Origin of the sequence: Microbispora rosea, from assembly GCF_900156315.1 — a bacterium.
GTDB lineage: Bacteria > Actinomycetota > Actinomycetes > Streptosporangiales > Streptosporangiaceae > Microbispora > Microbispora rosea.
This window is the reverse complement of record NZ_FTNI01000045.1, coordinates 1-20225: the sequence shown is the minus strand read 5'-3', so window position 1 is coordinate 20225 and position 20225 is coordinate 1. Positions and strand designations below refer to the sequence as shown.

At 71.5% G+C, this 20225-nt stretch carries 20 protein-coding genes and 1 pseudogene; 11 read left to right on the top strand and 10 right to left on the bottom strand.

Annotated features, from left to right (window positions below; translation table 11 throughout):
- The first annotated feature begins 31 nt into the window (after nt 1–31).
- From BXA11_RS38515 to argG, 3 genes are all read left to right on the top strand, one after another.
- Entirely contained in the window at nt 32–859 is an 828-nt protein-coding gene (locus tag BXA11_RS38515; RefSeq protein WP_076442683.1) for an SDR family NAD(P)-dependent oxidoreductase, read from the top strand.
- Between the two features lie 362 nt (nt 860–1221).
- Nucleotides 1222–2307, top strand: coding sequence for an ROK family protein (locus BXA11_RS38510; RefSeq protein WP_231514175.1), 1086 nt, complete (start codon nt 1222–1224; stop codon nt 2305–2307).
- Between the two features lie 89 nt (nt 2308–2396).
- Entirely contained in the window at nt 2397–3845 is a 1449-nt protein-coding gene (gene argG, locus BXA11_RS38505) for an argininosuccinate synthase (RefSeq protein ID WP_076442681.1), read from the top strand.
- 154 nt (nt 3846–3999) lie between these two features.
- On the opposite strand, the gene BXA11_RS38500 is transcribed toward argG, so the two are convergent.
- Complete coding sequence (locus tag BXA11_RS38500) at nt 4000–4896, bottom strand: NAD(P)-dependent oxidoreductase (protein ID WP_076442679.1); 897 nt, start codon at nt 4894–4896, stop codon at nt 4000–4002.
- A gap of 50 nt (nt 4897–4946) precedes the next feature.
- On the opposite strand from BXA11_RS38500, the gene BXA11_RS38495 reads away from it, so the two are divergent.
- The 3 genes from BXA11_RS38495 (at nt 4947) to BXA11_RS38485 (ending at nt 8437) form a co-directional block, all read left to right on the top strand.
- Nucleotides 4947–5342, top strand: a complete 396-nt coding sequence (locus BXA11_RS38495; protein ID WP_076442677.1) for a winged helix-turn-helix transcriptional regulator — start codon at nt 4947–4949, stop codon at nt 5340–5342.
- A gap of 231 nt (nt 5343–5573) precedes the next feature.
- On the top strand, nt 5574–7391 hold the full coding sequence (locus tag BXA11_RS38490; protein WP_076442675.1) for a glycoside hydrolase family 15 protein: 1818 nt from the start codon (nt 5574–5576) through the stop codon (nt 7389–7391).
- Complete coding sequence (locus BXA11_RS38485) at nt 7391–8437, top strand: glucose 1-dehydrogenase (protein ID WP_076442673.1); 1047 nt, start codon at nt 7391–7393, stop codon at nt 8435–8437. Before BXA11_RS38490 ends, BXA11_RS38485 begins: the two co-directional genes overlap by 1 nt.
- A gap of 12 nt (nt 8438–8449) precedes the next feature.
- On the opposite strand, the gene BXA11_RS38480 is transcribed toward BXA11_RS38485, so the two are convergent.
- The 6 genes from BXA11_RS38480 to BXA11_RS38455 form a co-directional block, all read right to left on the bottom strand.
- The gene (locus BXA11_RS38480) at nt 8450–8971 is read right to left on the bottom strand and encodes a hypothetical protein (RefSeq protein WP_076442671.1); all 522 of its coding nucleotides are present in this window, start codon (nt 8969–8971) and stop codon (nt 8450–8452) included.
- A gap of 48 nt (nt 8972–9019) precedes the next feature.
- Nucleotides 9020–9823, bottom strand: a complete 804-nt coding sequence (locus BXA11_RS38475; RefSeq protein ID WP_076442669.1) for an STAS domain-containing protein — start codon at nt 9821–9823, stop codon at nt 9020–9022.
- Entirely contained in the window at nt 9813–10682 is an 870-nt protein-coding gene (locus BXA11_RS38470; RefSeq protein ID WP_083744891.1) for an MEDS domain-containing protein, read from the bottom strand. Before BXA11_RS38470 ends, BXA11_RS38475 begins: the two co-directional genes overlap by 11 nt.
- 106 nt (nt 10683–10788) lie before the next feature.
- Nucleotides 10789–11802, bottom strand: a complete 1014-nt coding sequence (cydB, locus tag BXA11_RS38465) for a cytochrome d ubiquinol oxidase subunit II (protein WP_076442665.1) — start codon at nt 11800–11802, stop codon at nt 10789–10791.
- Nucleotides 11803–11815: 13 nt separating this feature from the next.
- Nucleotides 11816–13090 carry a cytochrome ubiquinol oxidase subunit I gene (locus BXA11_RS38460; RefSeq protein ID WP_076442663.1) on the bottom strand — a complete coding sequence of 425 codons (1275 nt, stop codon included), beginning with the start codon at nt 13088–13090 and terminating at the stop codon, nt 11816–11818.
- 158 nt (nt 13091–13248) lie between these two features.
- Nucleotides 13249–13887 (bottom strand): TetR/AcrR family transcriptional regulator, encoded by a 639-nt coding sequence (locus tag BXA11_RS38455; RefSeq protein ID WP_076442661.1) that lies wholly within the window; start codon nt 13885–13887, stop codon nt 13249–13251.
- A 95-nt stretch (nt 13888–13982) separates the two neighbouring features.
- Between BXA11_RS38455 and BXA11_RS38450 the strand changes: the two genes are divergently transcribed.
- Nucleotides 13983–14642 (top strand): isochorismatase family protein, encoded by a 660-nt coding sequence (locus tag BXA11_RS38450; RefSeq protein WP_076442659.1) that lies wholly within the window; start codon nt 13983–13985, stop codon nt 14640–14642.
- 65 nt (nt 14643–14707) lie between these two features.
- On the opposite strand, the gene BXA11_RS42825 is transcribed toward BXA11_RS38450, so the two are convergent.
- A complete protein-coding gene (locus BXA11_RS42825; RefSeq protein WP_143734770.1) occupies nt 14708–15829 on the bottom strand; it encodes an RICIN domain-containing protein in 1122 nt (373 codons plus the stop codon).
- Between the two features lie 308 nt (nt 15830–16137).
- On the opposite strand from BXA11_RS42825, the gene BXA11_RS38440 reads away from it, so the two are divergent.
- Nucleotides 16138–16752, top strand: coding sequence for a dihydrofolate reductase family protein (locus BXA11_RS38440; RefSeq protein ID WP_076442657.1), 615 nt, complete (start codon nt 16138–16140; stop codon nt 16750–16752).
- Nucleotides 16753–16787: 35 nt separating this feature from the next.
- Here the strand turns inward: BXA11_RS38440 and BXA11_RS38435 are convergent, their stop codons facing one another.
- A complete protein-coding gene (locus tag BXA11_RS38435) occupies nt 16788–17165 on the bottom strand; it encodes a DUF3147 family protein (RefSeq protein WP_076442655.1) in 378 nt (125 codons plus the stop codon).
- 116 nt (nt 17166–17281) lie between these two features.
- Complete coding sequence (locus BXA11_RS38430; RefSeq protein ID WP_076442654.1) at nt 17282–17728, bottom strand: DUF3147 family protein; 447 nt, start codon at nt 17726–17728, stop codon at nt 17282–17284.
- A gap of 321 nt (nt 17729–18049) precedes the next feature.
- On the opposite strand from BXA11_RS38430, the gene BXA11_RS41730 reads away from it, so the two are divergent.
- The 3 genes and pseudogenes from BXA11_RS41730 to BXA11_RS38415 all read left to right on the top strand — a co-directional run.
- Nucleotides 18050–18139, top strand: coding sequence for a potassium-transporting ATPase subunit F (locus BXA11_RS41730; RefSeq protein ID WP_051762707.1), 90 nt, complete (start codon nt 18050–18052; stop codon nt 18137–18139).
- The gene (gene kdpA / locus BXA11_RS38420) at nt 18139–19800 is read left to right on the top strand and encodes a potassium-transporting ATPase subunit KdpA (RefSeq protein WP_076442651.1); all 1662 of its coding nucleotides are present in this window, start codon (nt 18139–18141) and stop codon (nt 19798–19800) included. Before BXA11_RS41730 ends, kdpA begins: the two co-directional genes overlap by 1 nt.
- A gap of 2 nt (nt 19801–19802) precedes the next feature.
- Nucleotides 19803–20225, top strand: a pseudogene (locus tag BXA11_RS38415) (potassium-transporting ATPase subunit B); the annotation flags it as partial.

Below are 20225 nucleotides of genomic sequence, written 5' to 3'. Positions count from 1 at the left end.
GCGCCGTCCCGCGGGGGGCAGAGTGACTGCCATGAATACCGAACACGCGATCACCTGGTTCGTCACGGGAGCGTCCCGCGGCTTCGGAAACGTGTGGACGCGGGCGGCGCTGCGGCGCGGCGACCGGGTCGTCGCGACGGCGCGCGACGTTGCCGCGCTGAAGCCGCTCGCCGACGAGTTCGGCGACGCGATCCTCCCGTTGACGCTCGACGTCACCGACCGGGAGGCCGCCTTCGCCGCGGTGGACCGGGGGGCCGAACGCTTCGGCGGGATCGACGTCGTCGTCAACAACGCCGGGTACGGCCTTTTCGGAGCGGTGGAGGAGGTCACCGAAGCCCAGGCGAGAGCTCAGCTGGAGACGAACCTGCTCGGCGCGCTCTGGGTCACCCAGGCCGTGCTGCCCGGAATGCGGGAACGCGGACGGGGCCACATCCTGCAGGTGTCGAGCATCGGCGGCGTCGCCGCGTTTCCCATGCTCGGGCTCTACAACGCGTCGAAGTGGGGCCTGGAGGCGTTCAGCGAGTCGCTCGCCCAGGAGGTCGCCCCGTACGGCATCAAGGTGACGATCATCGAGCCCGGCCCCTACGGCACCGACTGGAGCGGATCGTCGTCCGTCCACGCCGAGCCGCATCCCGCGTACGAGCACGTCCGGGAGGCCCGCCGGGCCGCCGCGGCGGGCAGGGAACCGATCGGCCCCGAGGTCACGGCCGAGGCGGTCCTCTCGGTCGTGGACGCGGAACGGCCCCCGCTGCGCCTGTTCCTGGGGAGTTACTGCCTGCCGATCGCCGAGCGGGCCTACGCCGGACGCCTGGACACCTGGCGGGAGTGGCGCGCCCTCTCCGAGTCCGCCGACGGGTGACCCGTTCCGCGGTCCGGCTCTCGGCGCCCGGCCGGAAGGGGAAACCTCCGGCCGGGCCGCCGGACGCGGCCGATGAAACGCGGAGTTCCGCCGAGGAGGCGATGAAAGTTTCATTTCCGGGGTGGTGTCCGGATCGGACCGGACTTCCTCACAAATCCTTCTCCGAGGAGTGAAGGCGAAAAAAAATTCCGGGCGGCGCCGGACTATGCGTGGGGGACGGATGAGGAGCCGCCCGATGAGAAACTTGGGCGGTGGAGACTTCGGGGCCAGGGCGAGCCGAAACGCGGCTCCAGGCCAAAATACTCACGCGATTGCGTGACGCCGGTCCGCAATCCCGCATTCAGCTGTCGGAACACTTCCAAGTGTCACGTACGACGATCGGGACGGAACTCGGCCGGCTTACGGCACTTCAACTCGTCGAGGAAATCGGGCCGGCCGCGTCTCGTGGAGGGCGCCGGTCGACCGTCGTCGATCTCGCCGGCCGGGTCAGGTTCGTCGGCGTCGCCATCGGCGCGACCTCGGTGTCCGCCGCGGTCACCGACGGCGGGCTGCGCGTCCTCGCATTCGAACGCATGGAATGCGACGTGCGTCAGGGCCCCGAGCCCGTGCTCGAACTCGCCATGGAACAGAGCCGGCGGCTGCTCCTGAAATCGGGAGTGGACAAGCCGACGGGCGTCGGCGTCGGCGTGCCCGCTCCGGTGGACTTTTCCCGCGGTGTCCCGGTCTCACCACCGATCATCCCGAGGTGGGACGGTTATCCGGTCCGCGATGTCCTCCGGAGGCAGTTCGATTGTCCGGTCGTGCTGGACAACGTTGTCAATGTAATGGCACTGGGCGAACGACACGCCGGTGTGGCGAGCACCGCGGAGAACTTCCTGTTCGTCAAGCTCGGCTCGGGCATCGGCTGCGGAATCGTGGCCAAGGGTGAGCTCTATCGCGGCATGGACGGGTGCGCGGGGGATATCGGGCACATCAGCGTCGCCGGCTCCGGCGAGATCTGCGCCTGCGGCAACACGGGGTGCCTGGAGGCGTCCTTCGGCGGCGACGCGCTGGCTCGCGACGCGCTCGTCGCGGCCAGGTCGGAGCGTTCGCCCCTGCTCGGCGAGCTCCTCGAACGCGACGGCACGCTGACCGCCGCACAGGTGGGCGAGGCGGTCGCCGCCGGTGACCCGACGTCCCTCCAGATGGTGCGGGACGGCGGACGGCGCGTGGGCGAGGTGCTGGCGGGCCTGGTGTCTTTCTTCAACCCGAGTCTCATCGTGCTGGGCGGTCGCCTCACCCTGCTGGGTCACGTCCTGCTCGCCGAGATCCGCGGCGCGATCTACCGCCGATCGCTGCCCCTCGCCACCAGGAATCTGCCGATCACGATGAGCGATCTCGGCCCGCAGGGCGGCGTCATCGGCGCCGCCAGGCTCGTGAGCGAGGAGGTCTACGGCTTCCCCCGGTGATCGGCGCTCGTCCCGTGAGGCCCCGCCGATGACGTATCCGGGTCACAGGGGATTGCATGATCATGCATTCCCGTGTATATATTCTACTCGTGTCCAAGGTGCTCACTTCTCTGCCTGTCGGCGAGCGTGTCGGGATCGCCTTCTCCGGTGGCCTCGACACTTCGGTAGCGGTCGCGTGGATGCGGGAGAAGGGTGCAGTGCCGTGCACCTACACCGCCGAAATCGGCCAGTACGACGAACCTGACATCGCCTCGGTGCCGGGGCGTGCCACCGCGTACGGCGCGGAGATCTCCCGGCTGGTCGACTGCCGGGCGGCCCTGGTCGAGGAGGGACTCGCGGCCCTGGCCTGCGGGGCCTTCCACATCAAGTCCGGCGGCCGCACGTACTTCAACACCACCCCGCTCGGGCGGGCCGTCACCGGCACCCTGCTGGTGCGCGCGATGCTCGAGGACGGCGTGCAGATCTGGGGAGACGGCTCCACCTTCAAGGGCAACGACATCGAGCGGTTCTACCGCTACGGTCTGCTCGCCAATCCCTCCCTGCGGATCTACAAGCCGTGGCTGGACGCCGACTTCGTCAACGAGCTCGGCGGGCGCAAGGAGATGTCCGAGTGGCTGCTCGCCCACGGGCTGCCCTACCGGGACAGCGTGGAGAAGGCCTACTCCACCGACGCCAACATCTGGGGCGCGACGCACGAGGCCAAGTCCCTTGAGCACCTCGACACGGGCATCGAGATCGTCGAGCCCATCATGGGCGTGCGTTTCTGGGACCCCGCCGTCGAGATCGCGACCGAGGACGTCACGATCGGCTTCGAGCAGGGACGTCCGGTGACGATCAACGGCAAGGAGTTCCCCTCCGCCGTCGATCTGGTGCTGGAGGCCAACGCCATCGGCGGCCGCCACGGCCTGGGCATGTCCGACCAGATCGAGAACCGGATCATCGAGGCGAAGAGCCGGGGCATCTACGAGGCGCCGGGCATGGCGCTGCTGCACGCGGCCTACGAGCGGCTGGTCAACGCGATCCACAACGAGGACACCCTCGCCAGCTACCACATCGAGGGACGGCGGCTGGGCAGGCTGCTCTACGAGGGCCGCTGGCTGGACCCGCAGGCGCTGATGCTGCGCGAGTCGCTGCAGCGCTGGGTCGGCATGGCGGTTACCGGAGAGGTGACCCTGCGGCTGCGGCGCGGTGAGGACTATTCCGTGCTGGACACGTCCGGGCCGGCGTTCAGCTACCACCCGGACAAGCTCTCCATGGAGCGCACCGAAGACTCCGCCTTCGGCCCGGTGGACCGCATCGGTCAGCTGACCATGCGCAACCTCGACATCGCCGACTCTCGTTCCAAGCTGGAGCAGTACGCCAGGCTCGGCATGGTCGGCAGCCAGCAGCCGGCGTTGATCGGGGCCGCCCAGGCGGCGTCGACCGGATTGATCGGCGCGATGCCCGAGGGCGGAGCCGAGGCGATCGCCTCTCGCGGTGAGGTCTCCACCGAGGAGGAGCTGCTCGACCAGGCCGCCATGGAGCTCGGCACCGACTGACGACCACGACTGGGGCGCCCGGTGCCGCCGGGCGCCCTTCGACGTCATCAAGCCGGGCCAGGGACGTCCGCAAGCCGGGGACGTCTGCAAGCCGGGCCGGGGACGACAGGCCGGGGGCGTCTGCAAGCCAGACTGGGGGCGTCCGGAAGCCGGGTCAGGCGTGGGCGCGGGCGGTGAGGAGCTCGGTGATCCGGGTGAACCCGTCGGCGCCGTGGCCTTCTGCGATGACGCGGCGGGCCCAGCCCTCGGCCGCGCGCATCACACTCGCGTCGATGCCGTGGGCCTCGGAGGTATGGACGACGTGGGCCATGGACGAGGCTGCCGAGGTGATCGGGTTGCCCTCGCCGGAAAACCCGCCGCTGTCCACTTCCGCCGCCGCCTCCTCGAAGATGGGCGGCAGGATCGCGCCGATGCCCTTGGCGAACGGCGCCAGCTCCCGCGCGGTCACCCCTTCGGCCCGCGCCACCGCCAGCGCGTGCGCGTAGCCCGCCATCGCGGTCCAGAAGACGTCGAGCAACGCGATGTCGTAGGCCGCCGCCCGGCCGATCTCCTCGCCCAGATGGGTGTGCGTGCCGCCGAGGGCCTCCAGCATCGGCCGGTGCCGCCGGTAGAGCTCCTCCGGGCCGCTGTGCAGGAACACCGCGGCCGGGGTGCCGATGGTCGTGGTCGGCGTCATGATCGCGCCGTCGAGATATTCGATGCCGTGCTCGGCGGCCCAGGCCGCGGTGCTCCGGGCGCGGCCGGGCGTGTCGGCCGTCAGGTTCACGAGCGTGCGTCCCCCGAGCGCGCCGGCGACCGCCTCGCGCCGCACGACGGCGTCCGCCGCGTCGTAGTTCACGACGCAGATCACGGTCAGCTCGCTCGCGGCGACAGCCGCCTCCGGTGTGGGAGCGCCGTACGCGCCCCGCTCGGCCAACTGCAGATCTTTGCCCGGCGTCCGGTTCCAGACCGTGGTCCGGACGCCGGCGTTCAGGAAGGCCCCGGCCAGGGCCCGGCCCATCGGCCCAAGGCCGAGCACGGTGACGGCAGACTGGTGGGCGTGCTGGCTCATGTCTCGACTCCTGCATGCATGACAGCGAAGGCGCTGAAGGGGATGGAAAGGTGACGCGTAGCCGTGCCGGAGACACGAACGTCTGCGGGGTCACCGCCGCGATCGCCGTGATCGACGGCAAGTGGAAGACGATCCTGCTCTGGCTCCTGGAATCCGCTCCGCGTCGCCCCGGCGAGCTGGTCCGGCGGCTGCCGGGCCTCACCGAGAAGGTGCTGACTCAGACGCTCAGGGAGATGGAGGCCGACGGGCTGGTGCACCGTGAGGTGCACGACGGCCGCCCGCTGAAGACGGTGTACTCACTGACCGATTTCGGCCAGGAGCTCTCCCAGGCGCTGGCGCCGCTGTCCGACTGGGGACATCGCCGCCTGGAGAAGCTGGCCCGGGAGACGCCGTCCGGGGGGACGCCGTCCGGGGAGGCGCAGGCAGGGCCCCTTCCGGTCTCCTGACACACCGCCGTCACCCCCGTTCCCCGCCTGGCATCGGGCCGCCTTCCGGCTGCCCGCAACCAGCTTCACGCCGCTCGGCCCCAGCCGACAAGTACCCACAAAAAGGTGGGTAGGCGGTGAAGCCCCACCGCCACGATCAGCGGTTCTTTGCACAGCGCATACGTGTTCTTTGCCCGGGTAGCTCGGCCCTTGTCCGCGAGGACGAGATCGACCGCCGGAGGGGGAGGCGCGGTGGCACTGCGGATCGAGGACTACGGGCTGCTCGGCGACCTCCACACGGCCGCGCTGGTGGGACGCGACGGGTCGATCGACTGGCTGTGCCTGCCCCGGTTCGACGCCCCCGCGTGCTTCGCCGCCCTGCTCGGCGACGAACGGGCGGGGTTCTGGCGCCTGGCCCCCGCGGCGGGCGGGCTCTGCACGCGCCGCCGCTACCGCGGCGACTCCCTCGTCCTGGAGACGGAGTGGGACACTCCCGAGGGATCCGTACGCGTGATCGATGCGATGCCGCCACGCGGTAAGGCGGCCGACGTGGTGCGCGTTGTGGAGGGGGTCAGCGGACGTGTGCCGATGCGGATGGCGCTGCGGCTGCGGTTCGACTACGGGCACATCGTGCCCTGGGTGCGGCACCAGGACGGACGGCTCGCGGCGGTCGCCGGACCGGACGCCGCCTGGCTGAAGACGCCGGTGCCGCTCAGCGGCGAGGACATGACGACCTACGCTGGTTTCGAGGTGGCTGCCGGGCAGCGGGTGCCGTTCGTGCTGACCTACCGGCACTCGCACGAGCGCATGCCACGTCCGGTGGACGCGGAGAAGGCCCTCGCCGACACGGAGGCGTTCTGGACGTCGTGGATGCGCGGCTTCCGATACGAGGGCCGGTGGGAGGAGGCCGTGCGCCGATCACTGGTCGTGCTGAAGGCGCTGACCTACGCGCCGACCGGCGGCATCGTGGCCGCGGTCACCACTTCGCTGCCGGAACAGCCGGGCGGGCCACGCAACTGGGACTACCGGTTCTGCTGGCTGCGCGACGCGACGTTCACGCTGCAGGCGCTGCTGGGCACCGGCTTCGTCGCCGAGGCCAGGGCCTGGCGGGAGTGGCTGCTGCGGGCCGTGGCCGGAGACCCGGCCGACCTGCAGATCATGTACGGCATCGACGGCACCCGCCGCCTGCCGGAATACACGCTGGACTGGCTGTCCGGCTACGAGGGCTCGGCTCCGGTGCGGGTGGGCAACGCGGCGTCCGGGCAGTTCCAGCTCGACGTGTGGGGCGAGGTCCTCGACGGGCTGCACCTGGCCAGGACGGCCGGCATCCACGCCGACGAGCAGGCATGGGACCTGCAACGGTCGTTGCTGGACTTCCTGGAAGGCCACTGGGACGACCCGGACAACGGGCTGTGGGAGGTGCGCGGCGACCGCCGCCACTTCGTGCACTCCAAGGTCATGGCGTGGACCGGCCTGGACCGCGCCGTGCGGGCCGTCGAACGATTCGGCCTGGACGGGCCCGCGGATCGGTGGCGCGCCACCCGCGACAAGATCCACGCCGAGGTGTGCGACCGCGGCTACGACGCGGAGCGGCGCACGTTCACCCAGTTCTACGGCTCGAAGGGGCTGGACGCCGCCCTGCTGCTGATCCCCCGGGTGGGGTTCCTGCCGTGGAACGACCCGCGGGTGGCCGGCACCGTCGAGGCCGTGCGGCGCGAGCTGTGCTCCGACGGCTTCCTGCTGCGCTACGAGCCGCAGGCCGACGGCAACGTGGACGGCCTTCCCGGCACTGAGGGGGCCTTCGTCACCTGCACGTTCTGGCTCGCCGACGCCCTGTACGGCCTCGGCCGCCACAGGGAGGCGTACGAGCTGTTCGAACGGCTGCTGAGCCTCCGTAACGACCTCGGGCTGCTGAGCGAGGAGTACGACCCCGGGACCGGGCGGCAGCTCGGCAACACCCCGCAGGCGTTCAGCCACGTCGGGCTGGTGAACGCCGCCCTTCACCTGTCCGGCGCCCGGCCGGCCGAGCGCACCGCGCACGGCCGCGAACACGTTGGAGGTGAGCGCTGATGCGCGCTCTCACCGTCATTCCGTCGCAGAAGGACTCCCTGGCCGTCACCGCGGTCCCCGATCCGGAGCCGGGTGAGGGGGACCTGCTCGTCGACGGTCTCGCCGTCGGCGTGTGCGGCACCGACAAGGAGATCTCCGCAGGGGAGTACGGCTGGGCCCCGCCCGGCCGCGAGCGCCTGGTCATCGGCCACGAATCGCTGGGCAGGGTGCGGCAGGCGCCGTCCGGCAGCGGCTTCGCCCCCGGTGACCTCGTGGTCGGAGTGGTCCGCCGGCCCGACCCGGTGCCGTGCGGCGCCTGCGCGCACGGGCAGTTCGACATGTGCCGCAACGGCCGTTACACCGAGCGCGGCATCAAGGAACTCGACGGATACGCAAGTCAGAGCTGGGTGGTCGAGCCCGGCTACGCCGTCGGGCTCGACCCCCGGCTGGCCGACGTCGGAATGCTCCTCGAACCCACCAGCGTCGTCGCCAAGGCCTGGGACGAGGTGGAGAAGGTCGGCGCCCGGGCCTGGTTCGCGCCGAAGACCGCGCTGGTCACCGGCGCGGGTCCGATCGGCCTGCTCGCGGCCCTGCTCGGCGTGCAGCGCGGGCTGGAGGTGCACGTTCTCGACCGGGTCACGGACGGCCCCAAACCGGCCCTCGTACGGGACCTCGGCGCGGTCTACCACGCCGGGGACGCCGCAGAGGTCGCCGCGAAGGTGCGCCCCGACGTGGTGATCGAGGCGACCGGCGCGGGGCCGGTCATCTTCGCCGTGGCGGCCAACACCGCGCCGTACGGCATCGTATGTCTCACCGGCGTCTCCTCGGCCGGGCGCCGGATCACGCTCGACGCGGGCAGCCTCAACCGCGACATCGTGCTGGAGAACGACGTGCTCATCGGCTCGGTCAACGCCAACTGCGGCCACTACGCCACCGCGGCCGACGCCCTGGCCAAGGCCGACCTCGCCTGGCTGAACCTGCTGATCACCCGCAGGGTGCCGCTGGAGTCGTTCCGGGACGCCTTCACCGCCGGGCCGGAGGACGTCAAGGTCGTCGTCGAGTTGTGACGGTTCTCCCGCTCACAGCACAAAGATCAGCATGGCGGTGAGGCCGAGGGTCGCCGCCACGAAGCCGGCCGTCCTGGGCTGCCGGGCGGCCTCCCGGCGAGAGGAGACGACCAGCAGGGCGCCCACGGCGAGCGCCGCCACGAGGTGCAGGCCGTACCAGACGGGAATGGGCACCCTGGCCAGGAAGGTGCCGGACAGCAGGTCGTCGGCGGACCCGTAGCCGCCGAGTTCGGCGACCGCGGCCAGGCCCAGCACCGGGAGCGCGTACCGGAACCGGCCGAGCAGGGCCCAGACGACGGTCCCCAGGCCGAGCAGGATCGCGCAGCGGTGGTGCAGTTGCCGTGCGAGCAGGCCGCCGTGATCGTCGAAGCTGATGTCGAGGATCGAGTGGTAGGCGGCGCTCATCTGCACGCCTCGCAGCGGCTCGTAGTCGCCGGTGTAGGAGACCGTCTCGCCGCTGGGCACGTAGGAGAACGCCAGCACGCCGCCGGTGATCAGGAAGGCCGCGAAAAGGTAGATGAGCATCTCACCCATCGCCTGCCTCGTCCGATTCACCGGCACATTTCAGCACATGTGGGTGCCTCAGGAGGGCGGAAACAGGTGGACCGCCGCGGCGGGTGTCTCGCGGGTCGTGAACGGAACCGGGCTGAGCGCGTCGAGGCGATCGGCGAACTCGGCCGCGAGGCCGGTCAGGACCAGCATCCCCGCCGCCGTCTCCGACACGCGCTGTTGCGCCACGATCAGGGCGGTGATGCCGGTGCTGTCCCAGTAGGTCACCGCGGACAGGTCGATCACCAGCCTCGGCGCCGGTGTGCCGGAGACGAGCTCGCCGACTGCCGCGCCGATCTGGGGGGCCGCCTGCTCGTCGAGGGCGCCGTCCAGCTCCAGGACGGTGTGCGACTCGAGACGGCGCAGCCGTGGAGTGGCGGACCGGCGTGACGCGGGCCCGGGGAGGGTGAAATCGGCCGTGGCGAGGGTGCCGTCCGGGCCGGAGCCGATCGTGAACCGGTCCGACAGATAGTGGGCGAGCCACAGCCCGTGCCCGTGCCTGACCGGCCATTCGGCCGCGTCGTGCCCGGACGTTCCGGGGTCGGCGACCTCGCACCGCAGCACGCCGTCGAGCTGCCGGATCCTCGCCCGTCCGGTTCCCGAGCCGTGGAAGACCGCGTTGGTGGCGAGCTCGTGGACGGTGAGGACCAGGTCCATGGACCGTCCGTGGGGAAGCCCGGCGTGGACGACGTGGGCTTCCAGCGTCTCCCGCAGGGGGTAGAGCGACCCGCGGTCGAACGACTGGTCGAGGATCAGCACCGGCGTTCCGGCGTCCCGCCTCTCGCCGCCGGAGCACGAGGCGACGTGGGTGGCGTGGGAGGTTCCGTCATCGCTCATGCGTGGTCACCAGGCTGATCCCGGGAATGCCCTGTGCGCCGAGCAGCACGAACCGCGGCGCGATGGCGGGGTTGCAGCGCAGGACGACCGCACGGGCGGGCGCCAGGCTCCGCGCCACGTCGATGATCGTCCGGGTGCAGGACAGGTCGATGAAGAACAGCTCGGCCATGTTGATCGTGACGGGGCCGTCCGTCCTGATCGCCTCGCTCAGCGCCAGGACCAGGGCGTCCTCGGCCGCCCGGTCGATCTGTCCCGCCAGCCGGATTCCGGGCGGCGCGTACTGGCGGCAGATCCGCAGCAACGGGTCGTCGTAGTAGGTGGCCGCGGTGACCGCCCGCGTGTGAAACGGGGAGACCGAGGCGAGGGTGACCGGGTCGAAGCGTTCCCGGTCGTACTGGCACAACACCGACACGCTGCTGTCCGACAGGATCGTGGCGATCTTCTCCTCGAAGGCGGGCAGCTGCTCCACGCCGTGGACCGGCCGCAGCGCCCAGCCCATGTCGAGGGCAACCCGTAGTCCCGAGTAGCCCTCGTGCGAGGTCAGCTCCATCTGGGAGCTCAGCCACCCCATCGCGTGATCGAGGTCGAAGGTCTGGCCGGACAGCAGGCCCTCCTGAGAGGCGACGACGTCCATCCGGCCGCTCGCGGTGGCGGACTGCACGGCGATCCCGCGGCGGCTCAGCTCGGCCGCCGCTCCCTGCGGCTCCTCGCACAGCCAGACGACGCGCAGTCCTCCCGCGAGCCCGTCCCGTACGAACGCCGCGGTGAGGTCGAGCAACTCCTCCGGCTCACCGAAGGTCAGGCACGCGTGATCGTTGATCGTCAGATCCGTGATCTGCACCTCAGCACTGACCGTCACCGCGCCACCACCCCCGGGGCGGTCCCCGCCGCCTACTGCCTGATCGGAGTACCCATCCTAGTGACGGGCATTCGTAAAGAATCGGTCTCGGTGTTGGCGCGAGGACCTACAGGTACGTCCGCGTACGACCGGCCCGGTCGCGGAACGTCCACCAGTTCCAGACCTGGGAGAGCACCATCAACGGCACCATGACCGCGGCGAAGACCGTCAGAATCCGCAGGGTGCCCGCCTCCGCCATCGCCTCCGCCAGCCGCAGGCCGGTGCCGGGGGCGCCGGAGGAGACCAGCGCGAAGGGGTGCAGGCCCGCGCCGAGTGCCACGACGGGCAGGGCGGCCGCACACGAGGTCGCGGCGAAGGCACGGCCCGTACGGCCCGCGCGCAGCAGAGCCGCCCCGGCGAGGAGCACGACCACCAGGGCAACGCCGGCCGCGAGGGCGGGCCACGGGTTGACGAGGGCGTGCCGCGCCGAGGTGAGGAAGCCGGTGACGAGGACGGCCGCCGCCGCCACGGCCGCCACGAGCAGGGCACGACGGCCGGCCCTCGCGGCCCGCGCGCCCGGCTCGCCGCCGGTCCGCCAGGCCAGGAAGGCCGCCCCGTGCGCGAGGAACACCGCCGTGGTCGTGGCGCCGCACAGCAGCACGAAGGGGTGGAGCAGGTCGGCCGGTCCGATCGAGAAGACGTTCCGGGCGTCCAGCGGCACCCCGGCGAGGAGGCGGCCGGTCACGAGCCCCCACCCCACGGCGGGCACCAGCCCGCCCAGGAAGATCAACCCATCCCAGAGCCGGCGTGCCGAGACGCCCCGGTGGCGGCTGCGCAACTGTACGGCGGCGTTGCCGACGACGATGCCGGCCAGGATCGCCGCGAACGGGAAGTACATCCCGGACAGCAGTCGCCCTTCCAGGAAGGGGAAGGCGCCGAACAGCACCCCCGCCGCGGCCACCAGCCAGACCTCGTTGCCGAGGAAGAACGGGCCGAAGGCGTTGAGCAGCGCGCGCCGCTCGCGGTCGTCGCGGCCGAGCCAGGGGGTGAGCATCTGCACGCCGTAGTCGAAACCGGCCAGGACGAAGTAACCGGCGAGCACCAGCCCGAGCAGGGCCGGCCACACGAGTCCGAAAGTCACAAGGGCTCCTGTTTCACAAAGCGAGCGACGCGGTGGGCCGCTCCGGCTGCCCGTCGCCGGGTGCGCCGCCCAGGTCGGTGGCGGCCGGGCCGCGGCGGGCGTACCGGGCGATCAGCGCCACGTCGGCGACCGCCAGCGCGAGGAACACCCCGCAGAACAGGACCAGGGACGCCGTCATCGAGCCGACGTGCGACCGCGCGGCGGCCGTCGTGAGCTCGCCGTACACCACCCACGGCTGGCGCCCCACCTCGCGCAGCAGCCATCCGCCGAGCGCGGCGACGAAGGGCAGGGGAACCGCGACCAGCAGCAGGTACGCCGCCGGGCGGAACCGGAGGTACCAGTCCCGGTAGAGCAGGACGAGGGCCACGACGATCAGCAGGAAGATCAGATAACCGGCGCCCTGCATGACGTCGAAGGCGGTGGCGATCCAGGAGGGCGGCCGGTAGTCCCCCGCGCCGAACCGCTGCACCAGTTGGGCCTGCACGTCCTCGACTCGCAGGGAGCCGACGTCGTCGCTGTGACCCTGCAGGGTCGCCGCCTTCATCGGCTGGGTGTCCACGAGCGTCGGGATCTGCACGAACCCGTAGTAGAGCGCCACGAACGCCGCGGGCGTGGCCACGAACAGGCCGAGCCGTAGCGAGGCGCGGAAGAACTCCCGCTCCGCCGTGCGCTTGAGGAAGTGGTAGGAGCTCACCCCCGCCACGAACACTCCGCCGGCCATCAGCGCGGCGGTGGCCGCGTGCACCAGCGCGTTGATCGCGTTCGGGTTGGTGAGCATGGCCCCGAAGTCGGTGAGGTAGGCGACGCCGCCGCGCACCTCGTGCCCCACCGGGTGCTGCAGGAAGCCGTTGGCCACCATGATCCAGTACGCCGAGGCGTACGCGGTGAGGGTGACCAGCCAGATCAGTGTGACGTGCACCGCCTTGGGTAGCTTCCCCCAGCCGAAGATCCACATGCCCAGGAAGGTGGACTCGGCGAAGAAGGCGACGATCGTCTCGAGCGCGAGCGGGGCGCCGAAGACGTTGCCGGCGTACTCGGCCAGCCCGCTCCAGGCCAGCCCGAACTGGAACTCCATGACCAGGCCGGTGACGACGCCCAGCACGTAGTTCACGACGTAGATCTGCCCCCAGAACCGGGTCATGCGCTCCAGGAGCGGTGTGCCCCTGAGGGCGTGCCGGGTGTGCATCACCGCGATCAGCGGGGCGAGGCCGAGGGTGAGCATCACGAACAGCCAGTGGAAACCGGCCGTCGTCGCGAACTGGAGGCGCGCCAGCGTCTCGTCCGTCACCGGTGTCCGCCCGTCATCGATGTCCGCCCGTCACCGGCGGGGAGAGGTCCGGGGCGTGGGGGGTGCGACAAATCAGCCCTTTTCTCGCAAAGTCCGCAAGAGTGGACGGATCATATCCTCACACGTCGCGCGGAAGATGATCGGGGCCGTGACCCCGATCAGGAGGATGCGGGGGCCGTCCCTGCGGAGCCGAACAGGATGCCGTCGAGCGTCATCGTGAGGTAGCCGGTCAGCTCACCCGCCGGCATCGCCGCGATGGGACCGTCGGCCAGGACGTACCGGCTGAACGTGACCCCGATGAGGTGCGCGCCGAGCAGGTCGACCCGCAGCGCGACGTCCGGGCCGGTGAGCACGGTGCGGTAGGCGGCGATGCTCTCCTCGCGCATCGCCCGCAGCAGTGCCTTGGCGGCCGCCTGGTCACCGGCCGCGCTGCGTACGAGGGCGATGAAGGGGTCGGCGCTGTCGGCCGACTCCATGCGGGCGACGTAGGCGTGCGCGACCCGCCCGGCCAGGCCCTCGGCGTCCCCGCGGACGCTGTCGGCGAGGTCGCGCGTCCCCGGCACGGCGGCGAGGAAGAGCTGCTCCTTGGAGGAGAAGTGCAGCACCACGAGCCCGTGGGTCACCCCGGCCCGCTGCGCGATCTCCCTGATGGTCGCCTTCGCGTATCCGTGCTCGGCGAAGACCGAGCGTGCCGCGGTGAGGATGGCGGCTCGTCGCGCCTCGGGGTCGCGCACCCGCTTCCTCCGGGGGGCGGGCGCGGGCTCCGCGGCGCTGGACTGTGACGCGTCGGACACCATGCCGCTTACTGTACACGTGGACATTAGGGGCGACGTCGGCGTACATTACTGACCACGTGGTCAGTAGAAGTTCCCGCATACCAGGAGTGATCGCGATGAACCTCGCCCCGCTCTCCCCCGACGACACCACCGTGGTCCTGGTCGACTACGCCGTCGGCTTCGCCAACCTGCTCCGTTCACACGACCTGCGCGAGCACATCGCCAACGTCGCCGGCCTCGCCAGGACCGCCACGGCGTACGGCAGCGGCCTGGTGGTGACCAACGGTGAGGCGTCCAAGCCCTCGGGCCCGCTCTATCCGGAACTGCTGGAGGTCATCGGCGACCGGCCGGTGATCGAGCGCACGACGGCGTTCAACTCCTTCCTCGATCCGGCCTTCGCCGAGGCCGTCCGCGCCACCGGCCGCCGCAGGCTGGTCATCGGCGGCATCGCCACCGACGGGTGCGTGCTGCAGACCGCGCTCGGCGCGTTGCGCGAGGGCTACGAGGCGTACGTCGTGGTGGACGCCACGGCGAGCCTCAGCAGGGAGGCCCACGACGCGGCGGTGCAGCGGATGGCGATGTCCGGCGTCGTGCCGGTCACCTGGTGGTCGCTGGCCGCCGAGTTCCAGTTGGAGCCGCGCTTCGCCGACGCGCCGTACCGCGCGCAGTTGATGAGCGAGTTCCAGCCGGCCATGACGATGGCGGGCCGCACGTTCTTCGCCGGCGTGCACCAGGGGCGGCTCGCGCCCGCGACGGCCTCAAACGCAGGCGTCTGAGACGCAGGGCCTGAGACGTGGCCGGGGCGCTAGGGATGAGGCGCGCCGGACTGAGCCACGACGGGCTATTCGGGGTCGATGAGGAAGGTCTGTCCGGGCGCTGAGGCGCAGGGCCGTTCGACGGCCTCCGCGCCAGGCCGGCCGCGGTCCCCGTTGATCGCGAGACACCGGCCGCTCGACGCCGGCCGGATGCGGTACCCGTCCCCGTCCGCCTGTTCCAGGCGGAAGCGCTGGTTGGGCCGGGCGCCGGTGCAGTCGTCCCAGGGCTCCAGCATGCCCGCCGCCGGGCCTGCCTGGATCACCGTCAGGCAGCCGACGCCCTTCGCCGGATCGGGATGATCCCATTGCAGGTGGACCAGCCCACCGCCCGCGGGCGTGAGGAAGGTACGCGGCGGAACCGCGGTGGCGCAGGGACGCAGGACCGCGACCTCGTCATCGTGCGCGACGTCCCTGGCACGCCCCGCCGTCAGGCACAGGGAGGGATCGGCGGCCGGCCGCACGCGGACCCACCTACGGGCCGGTGCCGGTACGTCCGACGCGCCGGCCAGGTTCGACGGTGCCGGGGCGGCCGAGATCGGCGAGGAGGCGCGGGAGGCCGCCTCACCGGTGGACAAGCGGTCGAACTGCCAGGCTCCGACCAGGCAGAGCAGGGCAACGGCCGAAACGCTGGCCACCAGTCTCCGGGACGGAGCCTTCCGCCTGGAGACCTCGCCCACGGACGGCGAGGCCGGGACCCGACCGGTGCCGCTCCCGCCCGCGACGATGCCCGGGGGCTCGTCCGGCGGGCAGACGTCTCCTCCGGGAGCCGGCGAGGCGGACGCGGGCGGCATCCCCTCGGAGGCCACAACGCGCGTCTCACTCCCGGGCGCGGCAGGCGCGTCGCCGGGCGGCGGGGTGGTCTTCTCGCGGGAGACGGCCAGGCCTCGGCGGACGCCCACCCACTCGGCGACGACGTCGTCATCCGCACAACAGGCCCGCACGAACGCGGTGAGCAGGTCTTCGCGCGGCAGATCCTGACGACCGAGCGCGTCGGCCAGCGTGGCACGCGGCAGGACGTCGCCCACGGCCTCGGCGCGGCGTTCAAGCTGCCGGTAGCTGCACCCGCTCCACGCCCGGAGCCGTCTCATCAGAGCGACGAACTCCGCGGGCGTGGCGGCGGCCCGCGGCTGCGGCCGGGTGTCGGTCACGCGCACTCCATCCCGTAGATCCCTGCCCTCCACGGCAGCCTATGCACGCTCCGGGGTGTCCGAGATCGTCCGGATGTGTCCGGGACGCCGTCCACGTATGGACGTCGACCCACGTGCCGGGCCACGGTAGCCGTGCACGACCCGTCGGGCGCCGGAGCACCCAGGTGCTCGGGGGCGGCGTCACGGGGGCGGGCCGTGGCGGCGGACGTGACCGCCCATCGCGGCAGCGGGTGGCGGCGCACGCATTTTCCGCGGGCGACTGGCGCACGTCCGCCGCCACATTTCACTCGACACAAGGGATACGCACCATGGGACGCATAGTTCTGTCTGTTTTCACCACCCTTGACGGCGTCATCGAGAACCCGCACGAGTGGGCTTTCGGATTTGTCAGCGAGGACTCGATGCAGGCCGGCCTCGACCAGATCCGCGCGGCGCGGGCGCTGCTCCTCGGGCGGGTCACCTACGAGGGTTTCGCGGCCTCCTGGCCGTCGATGACCGACGAGGTGGGCTACGCCGACGCGATGAACAACCTGCCGAAGTACGTCGTGTCGACCACGTTGACCGAGGCCACTTGGAACAACAGCACGATCATCGACGCGGACGCGGCAGCCCGGATCGAGGCGCTGAAGAAGGAGACGGACGGCGACATCCTCGTCTTCGGCAGCGCGGCGCTGGTGCGGTGGTTGCTGCGGCAGAACCTCCTCGACGAGATGCGCCTGGCCGTCTACCCCGTGCTCGCCGGTCGCGGCGCCCGCCTGTTCGATGGCGACTCCACTGACTCTGTGGACTTCGCCGGGCTGCGGCTCGCCGGCACGCAGGCGTTCTCCTCCGGTGTGGTCCTGCTCACCTACGAGCCGACCGGCGAGGGCCTCGCCGACCCGGGCGCCGCGCGCCGGGCGGCCGAGGCGAACGCCAAGGGCTGATCGGCGCCGTCGTGACCCGGCTCCGCCGCGCGGGTTCAGCGGCGCAGCCGGGTCACGGTGGCGTACAGGGCCAGGGAGAGGGCCGCCCAGGTCAGGGTGGCGACCGTGAGGGACAGCCACAGCGGCCAGATGGTCACCGTGAGCGCCACGACGACGGCGAAGCCGATCAGTCCGAGGGCGCCGAAGGTCGCGCCCCTCACGTCCTGCCCGGCCTGGCGTACGCCCTCCTCCTTGGCGACGAGGGTGACGCTCGCCAGCAGGATCGCCGGGAACGCGAGGAAGATCCCGCCCGCGCGCGGGCCGGCCAGCACGGACACCACCCCGGCGAGGGCCGACACTCCGGCGCCGAACGCGAACCGGACCGCCCAGTCGCGCATGGGCGGTCGCCGCAGCTCACTGAGCCGCAGCCGCACCTTTCGCTCGTCATCGCAAGCCTGTTCGTCGTCGGAAGCCCGGCCGCCGTCAGAAGGTCGCCCGTCGTCGGCGGGCCGCCCGCCGCCGGGAGCCGGGCCGTCGTCTCGGCGGGCGCTCACGACGGGCGCGCCGGTGGCGGGGCGAGGTCCAGGGCCGCCGGCCCGGGAGGCGAACCGGGGACCGTCGTGGTGCGGACGCCGAGCAGGCCCTGCGGCGCCAGCGCGTGCCCGATGGCCACGACGACGCCCCAGACGGCGAGCGCGGCCAGCGCCCCCCGCCAGGCGCCCCACCTGCGCAACAGAGGGACGGCGATCAGGCAGTAGAGGGTGAACCCGACGGCGCCGATCTGCATGCCCCGGGCCGAGGCGAGGACGTCGGGGACACCGGCGATGCCGGCGGTGACGATGAGGCTGGCCAGGGCCACCGAAGGGGCGGCGCAGAACACCCCGGCGAGCCGTTTCGGCGTCAGCATCTCGGCCAGCGCCGCGAAGGCCAGCACGAAGACGCCCCCGGCCAGCGCCTTCAGCACGACCTCCACGATCTGGCCGGTCATCTCGCCCACACCGCGTCCCCTCCCCAGCCGACACAGATGATCGGGGGGCGCCGCTCGCCGGTTGAACCGCGTTGATTTCCGGCACGGGTACGCGCGAAACCCTCGGCGTGGACGGCGTACAGAGCGCGTCAATACTCGGTTCGAACCCGTATGAAAGCCGTCAAGAGCCGCCAAATGCCCCTGATTCCGGACTTTGCTTGTGCTGAGACCGCCGTAGTCCGGCGGACGTGATCACAACCGAGGAGTGGGGATGGCGGACGTCATCTTCGTCGCTCTGACGATCGCGGTGTTCGTGGTTGCAGGGCTCGTCGTGAGGGCGGTGGAGCGCCTGTGAGCGTGATCAACGCCGTCGGTCTCGGCGTGGCCGCGGCGCTGCTGGTCTTCATGGTCGCGGCCCTGTTGTTCCCGGAGCGCTTCTGATGGGCGCGGCAGCGGCGGGGGCCCTGCTCGTGCTGTCCGTCGTCGCGGTGCTCGCCGTCGTCCACCTGCTGCTGGGCGACTACCTGTACCGGGTCTACACCGGCACCCGCCACAGCGCGGCCGAGCGCCTCGTCTACCGGCTCATCGGCGTGCGGCCGGACGCCGAGCAGCCCTGGGCGGTCTACGCACGCGCCCTGCTGGCCTTCTCCGCGGTCTCCGTGCTGGTCGTGTACGGCATGCAGCGACTGCAGGACCGGCTGGTCCTCGGCCTCGGGCGGCCTCCGGTGCCCGCCCATGTCGCGTGGAACACGGCCGTCAGCTTCGTGACGAACACCAACTGGCAGGCGTATCCGGGCGAGACCGTGATGGGTCACCTGGTGCAGATGGCCGCACTCGCGGTGCAGAACTTCGTGTCCGCGGCGGTCGGCATGGCCGTCGCGGTCGCGCTCGTGCGGGGCTTCGCCCGCAGGCAGGCCGACACCATCGGCAACTTCTGGGTCGACCTCGTGCGCGGCACGTTCCGGGTCCTGCTGCCGATCGCGTTCGTCGCCGCATTGGTCCTGGTCGCCGGGGGCGTGGTGCAGAACCTCGCGTCGCCGCACGCGGTGACGACGCTGACCGGCGGCATCCAGGCGATCCCCGGGGGGCCGGTGGCGAGCCAGGAGGCGATCAAGGAGCTCGGCACCAACGGCGGCGGTTTCTACAACGCCAACTCCGCCCACCCCTTCGAGAATCCGGCCGGATGGACGAACTGGCTGCAGATCATCCTGCTCCTGGCGATCCCGGTCGCGCTGCCGCGCACCTTCGGCCGCATGGTCGGCCAGGTGCGTCAGGGACACGCGATCCTCGCCGTCATGGCGGTGATCGCCCTGGTGAGCGTGCTGCTGACGAACGTCTTCGAGATCTCCGGCGGCGCCACCGTCCCCCGCGCCGTCGGGGCGGCGATGGAAGGCAAGGAGGTCCGCTTCGGCGTACCCGGTTCGGCGACGTTCGCCGCGGCCACGACGCTGACCTCGACAGGCGCCGCCGATTCCGCCCACGACTCCTTCACCCCCCTGGGGGGCATGATGACGATGCTGAACATGATGCTCGGCGAGGTCGCGCCGGGCGGCGCCGGTTCCGGCCTGTACGGCATCCTCGTGCTGGCGTTGATCACCGTCTTCGTGGCCGGGCTCATGGTGGGCCGTACGCCGGAGTACCTGGGCAAGAAGATCGGTTCGCGCGAGATCAAGCTGGCCTCGCTCTACTTCCTGGTCACCCCGGCGCTCGTGCTCGCCGGCACGGCCGCGGCGATGGGCAACCGGGCGGGGCTCGCGGCCATGTCGAACGGCGGCCCCCATGGGCTCTCGGAGATCCTCTACGCGTTCACCAGCGCCTCCAACAACAACGGGTCGGCGTTCGCCGGGATCTCGGCGGGCACGCCGTGGTGGTGCGTCGCGCTCGGCCTGTGCATGGTCCTCGGCCGGTTCCTGCCGATCGTCTTCATCCTCGCGCTGGCCGGCTCGCTGGCCAGGCAGGCGCCGGTGCCGGTCTCCGCGGGGACGCTGCCCACCCACCGCCCCCAGTTCGTCGGGATGGTGGCCGGCGTCACGGTCGTCCTCGTCGCCCTCACGTTCCTGCCGGTCCTCGCGCTCGCGCCGCTCGCGGAAGGACTCTCCTAGCCATGCCGACGACGGCATCACCCCGCACGGGCGGCAGGATCGGCGGCGGCCTGCTCAATCCGCGGCAGCTCGTCACCTCTCTGCCCGACGCGCTGCGGAAGCTGAACCCGGTGACGCTGTGGCGTAACCCGGTGATGCTCGTGGTCGAGGTCGGTGCGGCGTTCACGACCGTGCTGGCGTTCGGTGATCCCTCGTTCTTCGCCTGGGCGATCGTGGTGTGGTTGTGGCTGACCGTGCTGTTCGCCAATCTGGCCGAGGCGGTGGCCGAGGGCCGGGGCAAGGCTCAGGCCGCGACGTTGCGGGCGGCCAAGCGCGACACCACGGCCCGGCGTCTGGCGGACCCGGGCGATCCGGCCCGGTGGGAGGTCGTGGGCGCCCCGGAGTTGCGGCAGGGCGATCATGTCGTGGTCGAGGCCGGGGAGGTG